The sequence below is a fragment of the Salmonella sp. 32031103-2018-00083-FB-01-SM-01 genome (assembly GCF_017571995.1).
GTDB lineage: Bacteria > Pseudomonadota > Gammaproteobacteria > Enterobacterales > Enterobacteriaceae > Salmonella > Salmonella enterica.
The window spans coordinates 72,382-90,043 of record NZ_JAGEQL010000003.1; the positions used below are offsets into that span (position 1 = coordinate 72,382).

16 protein-coding genes are annotated in these 17,662 nt (G+C 51.8%); 10 read left to right on the forward strand and 6 right to left on the reverse strand.

Features of this window, described 5'->3' with window-relative positions; all coding sequences use genetic code 11:
* Positions 1–12: 12 nt before the first annotated feature.
* Positions 13–822, reverse strand: coding sequence for a Cof-type HAD-IIB family hydrolase (locus J4614_RS10020; RefSeq protein WP_000217910.1), 810 nt, complete (start codon positions 820–822; stop codon positions 13–15).
* 261 nt (positions 823–1,083) lie between these two features.
* Here J4614_RS10020 and J4614_RS10025 point away from each other — a divergent pair, with 261 nt between their 5' ends.
* Complete coding sequence (locus J4614_RS10025) at positions 1,084–2,349, forward strand: DUF1479 domain-containing protein (protein WP_001586229.1); 1,266 nt, start codon at positions 1,084–1,086, stop codon at positions 2,347–2,349.
* Positions 2,350–2,470: 121 nt separating this feature from the next.
* Here J4614_RS10025 and J4614_RS10030 read toward each other — a convergent pair whose 3' ends face one another.
* Positions 2,471–4,066: an ABC-F family ATPase gene (locus J4614_RS10030; RefSeq protein ID WP_000961434.1), complete on the reverse strand. Its 1,596-nt coding sequence runs from the start codon at positions 4,064–4,066 to the stop codon at positions 2,471–2,473.
* Between the two features lie 218 nt (positions 4,067–4,284).
* Here J4614_RS10030 and ldtB point away from each other — a divergent pair, with 218 nt between their 5' ends.
* Positions 4,285–5,205 (forward strand): L,D-transpeptidase, encoded by a 921-nt coding sequence (gene ldtB, locus J4614_RS10035; RefSeq protein WP_001056401.1) that lies wholly within the window; start codon positions 4,285–4,287, stop codon positions 5,203–5,205.
* A 43-nt stretch (positions 5,206–5,248) separates the two neighbouring features.
* Here ldtB and J4614_RS10040 read toward each other — a convergent pair whose 3' ends face one another.
* The gene (locus J4614_RS10040) at positions 5,249–6,361 is read right to left on the reverse strand and encodes an anion transporter (protein ID WP_001046525.1); all 1,113 of its coding nucleotides are present in this window, start codon (positions 6,359–6,361) and stop codon (positions 5,249–5,251) included.
* Entirely contained in the window at positions 6,358–6,831 is a 474-nt protein-coding gene (mntR, locus tag J4614_RS10045; protein WP_000533542.1) for a manganese-binding transcriptional regulator MntR, read from the reverse strand. The genes J4614_RS10040 and mntR overlap by 4 nt, the downstream gene beginning before the upstream one ends.
* 185 nt (positions 6,832–7,016) lie before the next feature.
* On the opposite strand from mntR, the gene mntS reads away from it, so the two are divergent.
* Together mntS and J4614_RS10055 are read left to right on the forward strand one after the other, a co-directional pair.
* A complete protein-coding gene (gene mntS, locus J4614_RS10050; RefSeq protein WP_001001755.1) occupies positions 7,017–7,145 on the forward strand; it encodes a manganase accumulation protein MntS in 129 nt (42 codons plus the stop codon).
* 264 nt (positions 7,146–7,409) lie between these two features.
* Positions 7,410–8,990: a phosphoethanolamine transferase gene (locus J4614_RS10055; RefSeq protein ID WP_023137168.1), complete on the forward strand. Its 1,581-nt coding sequence runs from the start codon at positions 7,410–7,412 to the stop codon at positions 8,988–8,990.
* A gap of 62 nt (positions 8,991–9,052) precedes the next feature.
* Here the strand turns inward: J4614_RS10055 and ompX are convergent, their stop codons facing one another.
* Entirely contained in the window at positions 9,053–9,568 is a 516-nt protein-coding gene (ompX, locus tag J4614_RS10060; protein WP_000716763.1) for an outer membrane protein OmpX, read from the reverse strand.
* 353 nt (positions 9,569–9,921) lie between these two features.
* Between ompX and rhtA the strand changes: the two genes are divergently transcribed.
* From rhtA to ybiO, 6 genes are all read left to right on the forward strand, one after another.
* Positions 9,922–10,809 carry a threonine/homoserine exporter RhtA gene (gene rhtA / locus J4614_RS10065; RefSeq protein ID WP_001119555.1) on the forward strand — a complete coding sequence of 296 codons (888 nt, stop codon included), beginning with the start codon at positions 9,922–9,924 and terminating at the stop codon, positions 10,807–10,809.
* A 302-nt stretch (positions 10,810–11,111) separates the two neighbouring features.
* Positions 11,112–11,615, forward strand: coding sequence for a DNA starvation/stationary phase protection protein Dps (gene dps / locus J4614_RS10070; protein ID WP_000100805.1), 504 nt, complete (start codon positions 11,112–11,114; stop codon positions 11,613–11,615).
* Between the two features lie 476 nt (positions 11,616–12,091).
* Positions 12,092–12,838 (forward strand): glutamine ABC transporter substrate-binding protein GlnH, encoded by a 747-nt coding sequence (gene glnH / locus J4614_RS10075; RefSeq protein ID WP_000838671.1) that lies wholly within the window; start codon positions 12,092–12,094, stop codon positions 12,836–12,838.
* Between the two features lie 145 nt (positions 12,839–12,983).
* A complete protein-coding gene (gene glnP / locus J4614_RS10080) occupies positions 12,984–13,643 on the forward strand; it encodes a glutamine ABC transporter permease GlnP (RefSeq protein WP_001159076.1) in 660 nt (219 codons plus the stop codon).
* Entirely contained in the window at positions 13,640–14,362 is a 723-nt protein-coding gene (gene glnQ, locus J4614_RS10085; protein ID WP_023137167.1) for a glutamine ABC transporter ATP-binding protein GlnQ, read from the forward strand. Before glnP ends, glnQ begins: the two co-directional genes overlap by 4 nt.
* A gap of 118 nt (positions 14,363–14,480) precedes the next feature.
* Positions 14,481–16,703 carry a mechanosensitive channel protein gene (gene ybiO / locus J4614_RS10090; RefSeq protein ID WP_208293160.1) on the forward strand — a complete coding sequence of 741 codons (2,223 nt, stop codon included), beginning with the start codon at positions 14,481–14,483 and terminating at the stop codon, positions 16,701–16,703.
* Here the strand turns inward: ybiO and rlmF are convergent.
* A complete protein-coding gene (gene rlmF, locus J4614_RS10095) occupies positions 16,700–17,626 on the reverse strand; it encodes a 23S rRNA (adenine(1618)-N(6))-methyltransferase RlmF (RefSeq protein WP_001275962.1) in 927 nt (308 codons plus the stop codon). The two genes, ybiO and rlmF, sit on opposite strands and share 4 nt — an antisense overlap.
* Positions 17,627–17,662 lie beyond the last annotated feature (36 nt).

Genomic DNA, 17,662 nt, shown 5'->3' on the forward strand with positions numbered 1-17,662 from the left:
CAGGCCTGTTAATCAGAAGGGATCGGTGCCGTCAAGCACGGCCTGAATGACGTTGAGCGCGCCTTGATGGTTATTATCATCAGTGTGATAGCGTGAAAGCGCTTTGATATTGTCTGCAGCATTGCCCATGGCAAAAGAGTAATGCGCCATTTTCAACATTTCCGCATCATTACCGCTGTCGCCAATGGCGACGACATTCTGTGGCGACCTGTTCCAGCGCTTTAACAGACGACTGATGCCATTCGCTTTATGCAGTCCCGGGATAATCAGGTCGATAAAACCGAAGCCGCTGGTGACGGGCTTCATGATGCCATCCAGAGATACGTGCAGTTTGTCGATAACCAGCGGAATTTGTTCATCAGGCAAATTCAGGGAGAACTTAAACAGGATATCGTCAATGTCGTGATAATCGTTTACCGGCTGCAGGCGGTGATAATGTTTGGCCATCAGCGCCACGAAAGTCTCGGGAGCGTTTTTGCTGACATAAGCGCTTTTCAGACCGCAGGCGACAAAATTAAGCTGCTTATCCTTCAGCAGTTCGCCAATCACAATACGCGATTCATGCCGGGTTAGCTCCCCGTGAAACAACTGTTTGCCATGTTCATACACCAGCGCGCCATTTTCTGCGACGAAGGAAATTTCGTCTTTCAGCTCGGGGAAGAAGGAGATCAACTGGTAGTACTGATTACCGCTAGCGACCACAAATTCGATATTACGTTTTTTCAGTTCCTGGTATTGCGCCATGAAGCGTACACGATCGTACTGCTTGGCATCGTCGAGAAAAGTGCCGTCCATATCGGTAACGACAACGTTAACGGTCATACTTAAGCTCCTGGCTGTAACTGCGACCAGAAACATTTTAATAACAATGTGAGCAGAACCACAAATTTATTTCGAATGAAAAGTGGCTGAACGAAAGGAATAGCCGCATAAGACATTAAGGCGTCCTGGCCACCTTACGTTTTCCTCTCGCTTCCCTCTTTGTGTTCCCCTGCAATATTTTAAACTTGCATTAACCTTATTTTAACTTAAAGTATCACATGTAACTAATTTTACTTTCGAACGAAAGACGATGAGGTTGATATGACGACTCCTTTTACCCACGAAACGCTGCCCGCCGACCCAAAAGCGGCCATTCGTCAGATGAAGCAGGCGCTACGCGCGCAAATCGGCGACGTACAGGCGGTGTTCGACCGTTTGAGCGCCACCATAGCAGCCCGGGTGGCGGAAATTAACGATCTGAAGGCGCAGGGACAGCCGGTATGGCCAATTATCCCTTTTAGCGAACTGGCGATGGGCAACATTAGCGATGCCACCCGCGCCGAGGTTAAGCGCCGCGGGTGCGCGGTGATTAAAGGTCATTTTCCACGCGAACAGGCGCTGGCGTGGGACCAGTCGATGCTCGACTATCTGGACAAGAACCATTTTGACGAGGTGTATAAAGGACCGGGGGATAATTTTTTCGGTACGCTGAGCGCCTCCCGGCCTGAAATCTATCCTGTCTACTGGTCGCAGGCGCAAATGCAGGCCCGCCAAAGTGAAGAGATGGCGCTGGCGCAGTCGTTCCTCAACCGTCTGTGGCAGGTAGAGCACGACGGCAAGCGATGGTTTAATCCGGATATCAGCATCATTTATCCGGATCGCATCCGTCGCCGCCCGCCGGGCACCACATCCAAAGGACTGGGAGCGCATACCGACTCCGGCGCGCTGGAACGCTGGCTGCTACCAGCCTATCAGCAGGTATTCGCCAGCGTGTTTAACGGCAACGTCGAGCAGTACGATCCGTGGAATGCGGCACACCGTACCGAAGTTGAAGAGTATACGGTGGATAACACCACAAAATGCTCGGTATTTCGCACCTTCCAGGGCTGGACCGCGCTCTCCGATATGCTGCCCGGTCAGGGGTTGCTTCATGTCGTCCCTATCCCGGAGGCGATGGCGTATATTCTGTTGCGCCCGCTGCTGGATGATGTCCCGGAAGATGAATTATGCGGCGTCGCGCCGGGCCGGGTGCTGCCGATTTCTGAACAGTGGCATCCTTTACTGATGGCGGCGTTAACCAGCATTCCGCCACTGGAAGCCGGGGATTCCGTGTGGTGGCATTGCGATGTCATCCACTCCGTCGCCCCCGTAGAAAATCAGCAGGGCTGGGGCAATGTGATGTACATTCCTGCCGCGCCAATGTGTGAGAAAAATCTGGCCTATGCGCGTAAGGTGAAAGCGGCGCTGGAGACAGGCGCATCACCGGGCGATTTCCCGCGCGAGGACTATGAAACCACCTGGGAAGGGCGCTTCACGCTGCGCGATCTGAATATTCACGGTAAACGGGCATTAGGTATGGACGTTTGATGGTCGTACAGCCCTGCCCGCTTAACTGCGGTGCGCCCTTTGTCTGGGCGCACCCGTCTTACCGGACCTACGCGCCAGGATACGTAGGCCCGGTAAGCACAACGCCACCGGGCGTCAGTGTTTAGCTTTCAATCCCTTTACTACGCAAATAATCGTCGTAGTTGCCGCTGAAGTCCACCACGCGCTCCGGCGTAATTTCAATGACGCGGGTTGCCAGCGAGCTGACGAACTCACGGTCGTGCGAAACAAAGATCAGCGTGCCCTGATACAGCTCCAGCGCCATATTCAGCGATTCGATCGACTCCATATCCAGGTGGTTAGTCGGTTCGTCCATAATCAGGATATTCGGCTTTTGCATCATCAGTTTGCCGAAAAGCATACGGCCCTTCTCGCCACCGGAAAGGACTTTCGCAGGCTTTTTGATATCATCCTGGCTAAATAGTAGGCGGCCCAGAATACTGCGCACTGCCTGCTCGTCGTCGCCTTCCTGCTTCCACTGACTCATCCATTCAAACACCGTCAGGTCATTTTCGAATTCATATTCGTGGTCCTGCGCGTAGTAACCAATACGCGCGTTTTCCGACCATTTAACGGTGCCATGATCGGCGTCCAGATCGCCAACCAGCGTCTTCAGCAGCGTAGATTTACCCACGCCATTGGTGCCGAGTACCGCCAGCTTCTCGCCGACTTCGAGCAGCAAATTGACATTTTTAAACAGCGGACCGTTATCAAAACCTTTCGTCAGCGCCTCCACTTCCAGAGCGTTACGGAACAGTTTTTTATCCTGCTCAAAACGGATGAACGGGTTCTGACGGCTGGAGGCTTTCACCTCTTCCAGCTTGATTTTATCAATCTGCCGCGCGCGCGACGTTGCCTGACGCGATTTAGAGGCATTGGCGCTAAAACGGCTAACAAAAGATTGCAGCTCGGCAATTTGCGCTTTTTTCTTCGCATTATCGGCCAACAGACGTTCACGCGCCTGGGTCGCCGCCGTCATATACTCATCATAGTTACCCGGATAGACGCGCAAGTCGCCGTAATCCAGATCCGCCATATGCGTACAAACCATGTTCAGGAAGTGACGGTCGTGCGAAATGATGATCATCGTGCTATCGCGCTCGTTCAGCACCTGCTCCAGCCAACGGATAGTATCAATATCCAGGTTGTTGGTCGGTTCGTCGAGCAACAGGATGTCCGGATTAGAGAATAACGCCTGCGCCAGCAGCACACGCAATTTCCAGCCTGGCGCGACTTCACTCATCAGACCGTAATGCTGCTCCAGCGGGATGCCCACCCCCAACAGCAGTTCGCCCGCGCGCGCCTCAGCGGAATAACCGTCCATCTCGCCGTATTTTACTTCCAGATCGGCGACTTTATAGCCGTCTTCTTCGCTCATTTCCGGCAAGGCATAGATACGGTCGCGCTCCTGCTTGACTTCCCACAGTTCGCCATGCCCCATAATGACAGTATCAAGTACGGTGAATGCTTCAAAAGCGAACTGGTCCTGACGCAGCTTACCGATCCGCTCATTCGGATCGAGGGAAACATTGCCCAGCGTCGGCTCCAGGTCGCCGCCGAGGATTTTCATAAAAGTGGACTTTCCGCTACCGTTGGCGCCGATCAGGCCGTAACGGTTGCCGCCGCCAAATTTGACGGAAATGTTTTCGAACAGCGGCTTACTGCCGAACTGCATGGTAACGTTGCTGGAAACTAACACAGGCTTATCCTGAAAAAAGATGTGACAAACCGCTTATTATGCCACAAGTCTGAAATAAGATCGCGCCCTGTACAAAGGGCTACACTGAACCGTAAGGGAAAAAAACGTGATTTCGTACACATCTGAATTCCCTGTTTACTGGAATGCACCTATAATGCGCTCCCAACATGACAGAATTCTCAACCTACTAGCCTGCTTGGCACAGAATCTCGCATAACATGAATATGAAATTAACAACGCTTTTCGCGGCGGCTTTCGCTGTAGTTGGTTTTTGTAAAACAGCCTCAGCAGTCACTTACCCGCTGCCTACCGATGGTAGCCGTTTAATTGGGCAAAATCAGGTCATCACCGTTCCGGAGGGCAATACCCAGCCGCTGGAGTATTTTGCCGCGGAGTATCAGATGGGGCTCTCCAACATGCTGGAAGCCAACCCTGGCGTGGATACCTTCCTGCCGAAGGGCGGTACCGTGCTGAATATTCCGCAGCAGCTGATCCTGCCGGATACCGTACACGAAGGCATTATCATTAATAGCGCGGAAATGCGCCTCTATTACTACCCGAAAGGCACAAACACCGTTATCGTCCTGCCGATTGGGATCGGTCAGTTAGGTAAAGACACGCCTATCAACTGGACGACTAAAGTTGAACGTAAAAAAGCCGGTCCGACCTGGACGCCTACGGCAAAAATGCACGCTGAATATCGCGCCGCCGGCGAGCCGCTGCCTGCCGTCGTGCCTGCGGGCCCGGATAACCCGATGGGCCTGTACGCGCTGTACATTGGTCGCCTGTATGCTATTCACGGCACCAACGCCAACTTCGGCATCGGGCTTCGCGTGAGCCACGGCTGCGTGCGTCTGCGCAACGACGATATCAAATTCCTGTTTGAAAATGTGCCGGTCGGCACCCGCGTGCAGTTTATCGATGAACCGGTAAAAGCCACCACCGAGCCGGACGGTAGCCGTTACATTGAGGTGCATAACCCGCTGTCAACGACGGAAGCGCAGTTTGAAGGTAAGGAAGCGGTGCCGATCACGCTTAATAAGAGTATCCTGGCCGTCACCAACGAGCCTGACGTTGATCAGGCCGTCGTACAACAGGCGGTTCAGGATCGTTCCGGGATGCCGGTTCGTCTGAACTGACAGACTCTGCCTGCGAAGCCCGATAGACACTATCGGGCTTCTCTTACGGCATCAGTTGCAATAATCCATATCCCACCAGCGCCGCCCATGCCAGCATCGGCAGCGAATAGAAATGAAATCGCCACCAGATTCGGCGATCGTTCGCCATCCGTAAAGCAATAAGATTTGCCAGCGACCCCGGCAGCAGACCAAACCCGCCGATATTCACCGCCCACGCCAGCAGCGTCGAGGCCGGTACATAGTTCAGCAGGAGAATGGTACTGGGCACATTACTGATAACCTGAGACAAGCCGATAGCGGTTAGCCAAAGTCCCAGGTGAGACAGTGCGCCAACCTGGTTGAAAACGCCCTGCAACGCCGGCAATTGCGTTAGCAGATGGACATCAATAAACATCGCCATAAATACCAGCAGCAGCGTCCAGTCCACGCTGACTATCACCCTGCGCGCCAGCACAATAAACCCAGCCGCCACCAACACCAGTCCCCATAACTCTTGCCTGAGCTCCAGCGCGGTAAGAAAAACGACATATAATCCCAGGCAACTCCACACCAGACGGGGCTGCCACTGCGGCGAACGCGTACCGGTATGATACTGTAACGCCCTACCCGGAAAACAAAACCAGCACAGGAGCAGTAACGTCAGCATCATCATGACGGCAAGCGGCGCCATTTGCCCGCTAAATTCAGCAAAGGTTAAGCCGGAGCGTCCCCACAATAGAATATTTTGCGGATTACCGACAGGCGTCAGCAGCGAACCGGCGTTCACCGCCAACGCCTCAAAAATAATCAATCGGTTGACCGGAATCGCACACAGTTTTTTCAACGTTATCGTCAGCGGCACAACGATAAACAGCGCGACATCGTTTGTCAGAAAGGTCGACAGCACCGCCGCAGCCAGCACCAGGAACATCGCCAGTTGCCGCTCGGTATGAAATCGGCGCGTCATCTTGCGTCCCAGCACATCGAAATAGCCGCTCAGCTCAACGCCTTTAGTGAGCAACATTAACCCACTGAGGGTAATAATGGTGTGCCAGTCAATCGCGCCAGGCCAGGCGCGAGGCGCAAAAGGAACAAACAGGCTTAACGCCATCCCCACAATGATCAACAACTGAAAAAAACGGTCACGCCGCAGCGCCCGTAAAAAAGCCAGATTCATTCTGCAGATGTTCCATGCTGTTGCGTGAAGGCCAAAAAGGCATCCAATGTCTCCTGGCTGACATGGTGTTCCATCCCTTCCGCATCACGACGCGCGATCTCCGGACTTACGCCTAACACCAGTAAAAAATTTTCGACAATTTGGTGCCGCTCGCGGCTTTCCTGCGCCAGCTTCTCCCCTTCCGGCGTCAGAAAAACGCCGCGCCAGGGGATCATTTGAATAAATCCTAACGATGCCAGGCGCTTAAGCATTTTGGCCACAGTTGGCTGGGAGACGCCGAGCCGAGCCGCCATATCCACCTGACGCGCTTCCCCTACCTCAATAATTAAATCGGAAATCAGCTCAACGTAATCGTCTATCAACTCACGGCGATGCGCCTCTCTGACCTGACGAAATCCTTCAACGTGTTCTTCTACGTTCACCAATTGCGTCACTTTTTTTGTTGTTGGCGTACCTGCGCGACGACCCATTTTGCTTCCTCGTTTCTGTGACGCGTTAACGCGTCAGCTGACAGAGCGCTCATTGTAAACCAGAGTTGTCCGGGCACAAAAAATTAACGTTTTAGCAATAGCTATAAAACATAGCCTGTGCTATATCTGTATGTAATGCAGACATCCCTCACGGATCGATGGGATAGAAACATCAGGAGGTTTATATGAACGAATTTAAGAGGTGTATACGCGTGTTCAGTCACTCTCCCTTTAAAGTCCGGTTAATGCTGCTCTCTATGTTGTGCGATATGATCAACGGCAAACCGGAACAGGATAACCCTTCCACGAAATAACGCGGCGGTGCGGTACGCCGCTTTATTTTGCATCCTCAACGGAAATGGCGCCCATTTCCCCTGTTTTTTTGTGGTTTTGCTATTCTCTTCGCAAAACATTTTCTTTCCGGCGGTTGACCTTCTTACCCGCACGCTCTATCTTCTGGCAGCCCTGAATATTTTGCGACTCGCCGTTGCGAACCCAATACCTTTTTTACGCATAATCAGGCAGGTAATGACCCTTCGCGCCAGGGTTAGCACATGGCGTTTTTGCAATAGTGGCATATGAATTCAACCCTTATCGATTCACTTCTCGCCCGTCGTCGGGCTGTAAGCCCGTGGGCGGGCCTCTACTTTTTACAGTCGCTGCTGATTAACCTCGCGCTCGGCTACCCCTTTAGCCTGCTTTATACCGCGGCGTTTACCTGCCTGTTGCTGCTGCTCTGGCGCTACCTGCCCCGCGGACAAAAAGCGCTGCTCGGCATTTGTTCGCTGGTAGCCGCTTGCTATTTTCCCTTTGGCCAGGCTTACGGCGCCCCGAACTTTAATACGCTGCTGGCGCTGCACTCCACCAATATGGAAGAGTCGAGCGAAATCCTGACCATCTTCCCGTGGTATAGCTACCTGACCGGACTTTTTATTTTTGCGCTGGGTATTATTGCGCTTCGCCGCCGAAAAGAAGAGGTCAGGCCGCGCTGGAATAGCCTCGACAGCCTGTGCCTGCTGATTAGCGTCGCGGCATTTTTCGTCGCGCCGGTACAAAATCTGGCATGGGGCGGCGTTTTTAAGGTTATTGATACCGGCTATCCGGTTTTTCGCTTCGCTAAAGACGTTATCGTCAATAACAACGAAGTCATTGAAGAGCAGCACCGTATGGCGCAGCTATCCGGCATAAAAGATAGCTGGACGGTTACTACGGTGAAACCCAGATATCACATCTATGTCGTGGTGATAGGTGAAAGCGCGCGACGGGATGCCATGGGCGCTTTCGGCGGCCACTGGGATAATACCCCCTTCGCCAGCCATGTGAATGGCGACTTCTTTATGGATTACATCGCCGCCAGCGGCTCAACGCAAAAATCGCTCGGTTTAACGCTCAATCGCGTGGTGGATAACAAACCGCAGTATCAGGATAACTTCGTCACGCTGGCTAACCGCGCCGGTTTTCAGACATGGTGGTTTTCCAATCAGGGGCAAATCGGTGAATACGACACGGCCATCGCCAGTATCGCCAAACGCGCCGATGAAGCGCATTTCCTGAAAAACGGCGATTTTGAAGCGGATAAAAATACTCGCGACGACGCGCTGTTAACCATGACGGCGCAGGTATTGGCGACAGAACGCACGCAACCGCAGTTGATTGTGTTGCATTTAATGGGATCGCATCCCCAGGCCTGTGACCGTACTCAGGGAAAATACGCGACGTTTGTCCAGTCGAAAGAGACGTCTTGTTATTTATACACCATGACGCAAACCGACGATTTGCTCCGTCAGCTCTATACTCAGCTTCGTCATAGCGGCGACAGTTTTTCGCTCGTGTATTTCTCCGATCACGGGCTGGCGTTTAAAGAGCGCGGCAAAGCGGTACAGTACCTGGCGCATGACGACAAATTCCAGCAAAACTTCCAGGTGCCGTTTATGGTGCTATCCAGCGACAGTAAAGCGCATCGGATCATTAAAGCTCGCCGTTCCGCGAACGATTTCCTGAGTTTTTTCTCGCAATGGACAGGAATTAGCGCTAAAGAGATCAAAAATCGCTATCGATTTATTTCGGAACAGAAAGCCGGGCCCGTTTATATCACCAATTTCAAATTACAGAAAGTGGACTATAACCATCTGGGCAGCGATATTTTTTCACTAAAATAATGCATGTTTCAGGCAAAAAAAATCCGCCCCGAAAGGCGGATTTTTCATTTTCACCGACGTGATTAGAAGCGGTAACCCACGCCAGCAATCCAGGTGCCAACGTCAACGCTACGAATACGGCTCTGCTCGTAAGAGAAGTCCAGAGCAACATTTTCCATCGGGTTGAATTGCAGACCAGCGCCATAGGAGAAGCCATAATCGCTGGTGTCATGCTTGTAGGTTGGGTAATCGGTCGTCTGGAATTTACCGTAACCCACACCGACTACACCGTAGATGCTCGCCCAATCGTTCAGACGGTAAGCCGGGCCGGCAGTGATGCCGTAGTACTGACCTTTGTTGTAATCGCCCGCACCGTTAGTACGATCTTTTTCGGTGTAGGTGAAGGAACCGATTACGCCCAGCGGGTTGTCGTCCTGCTCGTAACGATACTTCAGGTTGAAACCGCTCATTTTATTCGCTACGCCCTGCGCGTCGCTCTGAGCGTAACCACCGGTAACGGTAGAAGTAGCAGCTACTGCAGTACCTGCGGAAAAAGCCAGAACAGCGGCCAGTGCTGAAAGACATGCAATTTTTTTCATAACCACCTCAAATGTGCTTCAAGTAAGTCCTAAGTTTTAAATATATCAAAAATTAATGGGAAACTCTTTGCGATTCACGGTGTCTAAGGGCGCCTTTCATGTAACAGAACGTTTCCATATCGCGCTATCTTATTCAATTAACATCACTTTTCCGGCTGATTGCACCAATAATGCGCGTGCGACGCGATACATTCATCCAGATTATTCCTAAACTAACAGTCTATTTATCCATCAATTTAAGTTCATTTTATGGAATCCTGGAAATTTTTTTTCAACGAATCCTCAACCGCCACGGGGAATTTCCATTACACTGCCACCTTTACTCGTACTGACATTTTTTGACAGGAGAAAGGATGCCGGGGTCAACACGTAAACTACCAGTCTGGTTGCCCATTTTGGTTTTGCTCATTGCCATGTCCTCTATTCAGAGTGGCGCTTCACTGGCGAAATCGTTATTTCCTCTTGTCGGCGCGCCGGGCGTAACGGCGCTTCGTCTGGCGTTGGGAACGCTTATCCTTATCGCCTTTTTCAAACCCTGGCGTTTGCGTTTTGCCAAAGAGCAGCGACTGCCTTTGCTGTTTTATGGTCTGTCGCTGGGCGGGATGAACTATCTATTCTATCTGTCGATTCAGACGGTGCCGTTGGGTATTGCGGTCGCGCTGGAATTTACCGGTCCTCTGGCGGTCGCGCTGTTTTCATCCCGGCGGCCGGTAGATTTTATTTGGGTCGTACTGGCTGTGCTTGGACTCTGGTTCCTGCTGCCATTAGGGCAAGATATGTCTCACGTCGATCTTACCGGGGCCGCGTTGGCGCTCGGCGCTGGCGCCTGTTGGGCTGTCTATATTCTTACCGGCCAGCGAGCAGGCGCGGAACATGGTCCGGCCACGGTGGCGGTAGGCTCGCTGATTGCCGCCATCATTTTCGTGCCGATTGGCGCAGTTCAGGCTGGCGACGCGCTATGGCACTGGTCGATTCTTCCCTTAGGGTTAGCGGTCGCTGTGCTTTCTACGGCACTGCCTTATTCACTGGAAATGATTGCGCTGACGCGTCTACCAACCCGCACCTTCGGTACGCTGATGAGCATGGAACCCGCGCTGGCCGCCGTTTCCGGGATGATTTTTCTGGGCGAAACGCTTACGGGCATACAAATCATGGCCCTGTGCGCCATCATTGCCGCCTCAATGGGATCTACCCTAACGATTCGCCGCGAACCGCAAATTAAACAAGTTGACGTAAAATAGTTTCTTATTCTGCATGATGTGCATAATCATGCAGAATATCACCTCGTTATTCACCTTTTATTATCGCGCTATTACTTCGTCATTTTTTGTCATATTTTTTCTCATTTTTTACATTAAAATGAGAATTATTACCCAACAAACAACAAGCTCGCCTAACTAATTGATTTACAATCAAAATAAATATTAAATCTTGTCTGTACTATTAAAGTGATAGGTAAATTCAAAAAAGCAAAGTTAAAAACCGGTGCTATACTTATTTTCGTTAATTACCTGGGACACAAACATCAAGAGGATATGAGATTATGAGTACCGCTAAACTGGTAAAAACAAAAGCGTCTAATCTGCTTTATACCCGTAACGATGTATCAGAGAGCGATAAAAAAGCGACGGTTGAGTTGCTTAATCGTCAGGTGATCCAGTTCATTGACCTGTCGCTGATCACGAAACAGGCCCACTGGAACATGCGCGGTGCTAACTTTATTGCCGTTCATGAGATGCTGGATGGCTTCCGTACCGCACTGACCGATCATCTGGATACTATGGCCGAGCGCGCCGTACAGCTTGGCGGTGTGGCGTTAGGCACCACGCAAGTTATCAACAGCAAAACTCCGCTGAAAAGCTATCCGCTGGACATCCATAACGTGCAGGATCACTTAAAAGAACTGGCCGATCGCTACGCTGTTGTCGCTAATGATGTTCGCAAAGCTATCGGTGAAGCCAAAGATGAAGACACTGCCGATATCTTTACCGCCGCATCACGCGACCTCGATAAATTCCTGTGGTTTATCGAATCCAACATCGAATAAATCTATCTCTACCCTGAATACTTCGAGTTGCAGGAAGGTACAAACGCAGCGAATCCGCAGGAGCCTGACTTCCGTCGGTCACTGAAGCGAACGCACCTGCAACTTGATGTACACAGGTATATAAGTCATCCCTATACCCCTGCCTGTCACAGGGGTTTTGCACTTAAATAGTGCACACGTCTTGTACTCCCCTCCGATAAAAGTGAATTATTTGTAATAATTAAATCACACAATCGTTAATTAAAGATTGTTTTAACAACAATTTTTACGCTAAATAGACCCTGTATCTCTACTTTGTTATTCATGCACTAAATCAGTGCCCCAAAACGGTGCGGCATACTGGTTTTGCCCGACTTATTGTGCACAGGAATGATTGACGCTTCTGTTAAAACAATGAGTTACATAATTGGCATGATTTTTTCATTACGCTACATGTTCTCGCAGGGGATCGCCCCGTGGATAGAAAAGGAAATGCTATGAAGTCTCTATTAAAAGTTTCACTGGCTGCACTTACCCTGGCTTTTGCGGTGTCTTCGCACGCTGCGGATAAGAAACTCGTTGTGGCAACCGATACGGCGTTCGTTCCGTTTGAATTTAAACAGGGCGACAAATACGTCGGTTTTGATGTTGATCTGTGGGACGCTATCGCGAAAGAACTGAAGCTGGACTACACCCTGAAACCGATGGATTTCAGCGGCATTATTCCGGCATTACAAACCAAAAATATCGATCTGGCGCTGGCGGGTATTACGATTACGGACGAGCGTAAAAAAGCGATCGACTTTTCCGATGGCTATTACAAAAGCGGCCTGCTCGTGATGGTTAAAGCCAATAATAACGACATTAAAAGCGTTAAAGACCTCGATGGCAAAGTCGTTGCCGTGAAGAGCGGAACCGGGTCGGTGGATTACGCGAAAGCGAATATCAAAACCAAAGACCTGCGTCAGTTCCCGAACATTGATAACGCGTACATGGAATTAGGCACCAACCGCGCAGACGCCGTTCTGCACGATACGCCGAACATCCTGTACTTTATCAAAACCGCAGGCAACGGCCAGTTCAAGGCGGTAGGCGAATCGCTGGAAGCACAGCAATACGGAGTTGCCTTCCCGAAAGGCAGCGATGAACTGCGCGAGAAAGTCAACGGCGCGCTGAAAACGCTGCGTGAGAATGGCACCTATAACGAAATCTACAAAAAATGGTTCGGTACAGAACCTAAATAAAACGACCTGATGTTGGCTTGTGGCCCGGTAGTGAGGACGCTCACCGGGCCTACAGCTCTTTTTCGTGACGGATAAGACACTTTCACGCCATTTCCGCGCCGGATAGAGCATTTGACTATTTACACCACGGTAACAGGAACGACATATGCAGTTTGACTGGAGCGCCATCTGGCCCGCCATTCCGCTTTTGCTTGAGGGCGCTAAAATGACCCTGTGGATCTCGGTCCTCGGTCTGGCTGGCGGCCTGGTTATTGGACTGGCGGCAGGTTTTGCCCGTACGTTTGGCGGCTGGTTCGCCAACCACATCGCCCTGGTTTTCATTGAAATTATTCGCGGCACGCCCATCGTTGTCCAGGTCATGTTTATCTACTTTGCCCTGCCGATGGCATTTAATGATTTGCGTATTGATCCGTTCAGCGCAGCGGTCGTGACAATTATGATTAACTCCGGCGCTTATATCGCGGAAATTACTCGCGGCGCAGTACTATCCATTCACAAAGGTTTTCGCGAAGCGGGTCTGGCGCTGGGCCTTTCTCGCCGGGAAACCATCCGCCATGTTATTTTACCGCTTGCTCTGCGCCGTATGCTGCCGCCGCTGGGCAACCAGTGGATCATTAGCATCAAAGACACCTCGTTGTTTATTGTTATCGGCGTAGCCGAGCTGACCCGTCAGGGCCAGGAAATTATTGCCGGTAACTTTCGCGCCCTGGAAATCTGGAGCGCCGTGGCCGTCTTCTATTTGATCATTACGCTGGTGCTGAGCTTTATTTTGCGTCGTCTTGAAAGAAGGATGAAAATCCTGTGATTGAATTTAAAAACGTCTCCAAGCACTTTGGCCCCACCCAGGTGCTGCATAACATTGATTTAAACATCCGTCAGGGCGAAGTGGTTGTGATTATCGGCCCTTCCGGTTCGGGTAAATCCACGTTATTACGCTGTATCAATAAACTGGAAGAGATCACCTCCGGCGATCTGATTGTCGATGGTCTGAAAGTCAACGATCCTAAAGTAGACGAACGGCTGATTCGCCAGGAAGCCGGCATGGTGTTTCAACAGTTTTATCTGTTCCCGCATCTGACCGCGCTCGAAAACGTGATGTTCGGTCCTCTGCGCGTGCGCGGCGTAAAGAAAGAAGAAGCGGAAAAACAGGCGAAAACACTATTAGCGAAAGTTGGACTGGCGGAACGGGCGCACCACTACCCCTCCGAGCTTTCCGGCGGTCAACAACAGCGCGTCGCCATTGCCCGAGCGCTGGCAGTGAAGCCGAAAATGATGCTCTTTGACGAGCCAACCTCCGCTCTGGACCCTGAACTGCGCCATGAAGTGCTGAAAGTCATGCAGGATCTGGCGGAAGAAGGCATGACCATGGTCATTGTCACTCACGAAATAGGCTTTGCCGAAAAAGTCGCCTCACGGCTGATTTTCATCGATAAAGGCCGTATTGCCGAAGATGGCAGTCCGCAGGCGTTGATCGAAAACCCGCCAAGCCCACGTTTACAGGAATTTTTACAGCACGTCTCCTGAGATATCGCCCTTCCTGCCCTGCGGCAGGAAGGGCATCATGGAATAGTCCCATTTCATTTTCCCTCCCCTGCGCCATCTATACTTAGTGTTTTGCGTCTCTTTTCTCACTGGAGGAGTCATGCGGTGGACCCTGTTCATCCTTTTTTGTCTACTGGGCGCGCCTGCCCATGCGGTCGCCATACCCGGCGTGACCACGGGGACATCAACCAGCCAGCAAGCAGCGCCAGAGCCCAGTCCTGAACAAAAAAAAGCGGCCTATGCGGCCCTGGCTGACGTACTGGAGAACGAGGCTTCACGTAACGAATTAATAGCGCAACTCCGCGAAGCCTCAACCACGCCGCCGACCGAGCCGTCGCCAGCGCTTGCGCCGCCTGCGGCCAAAGATGAGAAAACGGTACTGGAGAACGTCACCACCGTTACCCGTCAGTACGGCGATGCTTTCGCTACCCGTTTCGCCCAGCTTTATCGCAACATCACCGATGCGCCGCACAAGCCGTTTAACTCGCAAACCTTCACCAACGCGTTAACCCACTTTTTATTTCTGGCCGTCGCGGTATTTGGTTTTTATAGCGTGATACGGCTTTGCGCCCTGCCGTTATATCGAAAAATGGGCCTGTGGGCGCGCAAGAAAAACCGTGAACGCAGCAACTGGTTACAGCTCCCGGCGATGATCGTCGGCGCGTTTATTATCGACCTCCTGCTACTGGCGCTCACCTTATTTATCGGTCAGATGCTCAGTGATAATTTCCATGCGGGAAGTCGAACTATCGCTTTTCAGCAAAGCCTGTTCCTGAATGCCTTCGCGCTAATAGAGTTCTTTAAAGCGATTCTGCGGCTTATTTTTTGCCCTAATGTACCGGAATTACGCCCATTCGCGATTCAGGATGCGACAGCGCGTTACTGGAATCGCCGTATGAGTTCGCTTAGCAGTTTGATTGGCTACGGGCTGATTGTTGCCGTTCCGATTATTTCCAATCAGGTGAATGTTCAGGTTGGCGCGATGGCTAATGTGGCGATCATGCTCTGCATCACCATCTGGGCGCTGTACCTGATCTTTAAAAACAAAGCGGAGATTACGCAACATTTATTAAGCCTGGCGGAACGATCATTAGCCTTTTTTAGCCTGTTTATCCGCGCCTTTGCGCTGGTGTGGCACTGGCTGGCCAGCGCTTACTTTATCGTGCTGTTTTTCTTCTCGTTATTCGACCCAGGCAATAGCCTGAAGTTTATGATGGGCGCGACCGTGCGCAGTCTGGCGATTATTGGCATCGCCGCGTTTATCTCCGGCATGTTTACCCGCTGGATAGCGAAAACCATCACCCTGTCGCCCCATACGCAGCGCAATTACCCGGAATTACAAAAGCGGCTTAACGGCTGGCTCTCCTCGGCGCTAAAAGTCGCACGCTTTTTGACCGTCTGCGTCGCCGTTATGCTGTTGCTCAACGCCTGGGGGTTATTCGATTTCTGGCACTGGCTACATTATGGCGCGGGGGAAAAGATGGTCGATATCCTCATCCGTATCGCGTTAATCTTATTCTTCTCCGCCGTGGGATGGACGATTCTCGCCAGTCTGATTGAGAATCGCCTGGCCTCCGATATTCATGGTCGCCCGCTACCCAGCGCCCGCACGCGCACGCTGCTGACGCTGTTCCGCAATGCGCTGGCAGTGATTATCAGTACCATAACCATCATGATCGTGTTATCGGAAATCGGCGTCAATATCGCGCCATTGCTGGCTGGCGCGGGGGCGTTAGGTCTGGCTATCTCTTTCGGTTCGCAAACCCTGGTGAAAGATATTATTACCGGCGTCTTTATTCAGTTTGAAAACGGGATGAATACCGGCGACTTAGTCACCATAGGCCCGCTGACGGGGACGGTCGAAAGAATGTCGATTCGTTCCGTCGGCGTGCGGCAGGATACCGGGGCATACCATATTATCCCGTGGTCCTCGATCACCACTTTCGCCAACTTTGTGCGCGGTATCGGCTCTGTTGTCGCCAACTATGACGTGGATCGCCATGAGGATGCGGATAAAGCGAATCAGGCGCTGAAAGACGCGGTAACGGCGCTGATGGAGACGGAGGATATTCGCGGGCTGATTATCGGCGAACCCACGTTCGCCGGTATTGTCGGTTTAACAAACACGGCGTTTACTTTACGCGTATCGTTCACCACCCTACCGCTCAAGCAGTGGACGGTGCGTTTTGCCCTTGATAGCCAGGTGAAAAAGCATTTTGATCTGGCTAATGTGCGCGCGCCGGTGCAAACGTATCAGGTTCTGCCCGCCCCCACCGGCGGCCCGTCGTCTGATTCGCTGCCGCCGCGCGAACCGACGATTTAGCGTTTGCGGGTGATAAAACGGCGACGCTGGTCGTCATCCATAAAGGTCCAGGCAATAAAGCGGCTTTGCTTTTGCCCCTGGGCCATCTCTTTTTTCACCACTTTCACCGCGCCAGCCTCCGTCAACGCCCGGTAAAGCGGCGGTAAATTCTCGCCGCGCGACACCAACGTCGTAAACCACAACACCTGACGGCGGAAGGATTGGCTTTCAGCAATCATTTTTTTAATAAAGGCGACTTCGCCGCCTTCGCACCATAGCTCCTGCTGTTGACCGCCAAAGTTCAGCGCATCATCTTTATTCTGCCCCAAATTGCGGCGCTTACGCTCGCTGCCCGCGCGAGCTGCGGCGGCGGAGTCGTGAAAAGGCGGGTTACAAAGCGTTGCGTCATAAAATTCATTTTTATGAATGATACCGGTAAAAATGGCCGCCGGATCTTTTTGCCGACGCAGACGAATGGCGCGGCTTAACCCCGTATTAGCCTGAATGATAGCCTGCGCGCTGGACATCGCTGCGTCGCTGACTTCACTACCGGTAAATCGCCAGCCATATTCATGAACGCCGATAAGCGGATAAATACAATTGGCGCCCACGCCCACGTCCAGAATAGTTGCCTGCGCCGGAATACTCCCTGTCGTTTCGCCAAGCAGATCCGCCAGATGATGGATATAATCCGCACGGCCAGGCACCGGCGGACATAAAAACCCTGGCGGAATGTCCCAGTGTGTGACGGCATAAAAATGCGCCAGCAACGCCTTATTGAGCGCTTTTACCGCTTGCGGATTAGCAAAATCAACGCTCTGTTCACCGGCGGGCGTGCGGATAAGAAAGGACGTCAATTCCGGCGTGGTCTGACACAGTGCGGCGAGATCATAACGGTGTTGATGGCGGTTGCGCGGGTGTAACCCCGGTTTCTGGGCGGACATGGCATTCTCCTTTTAGCAGCGGCGTAAGATACTCGT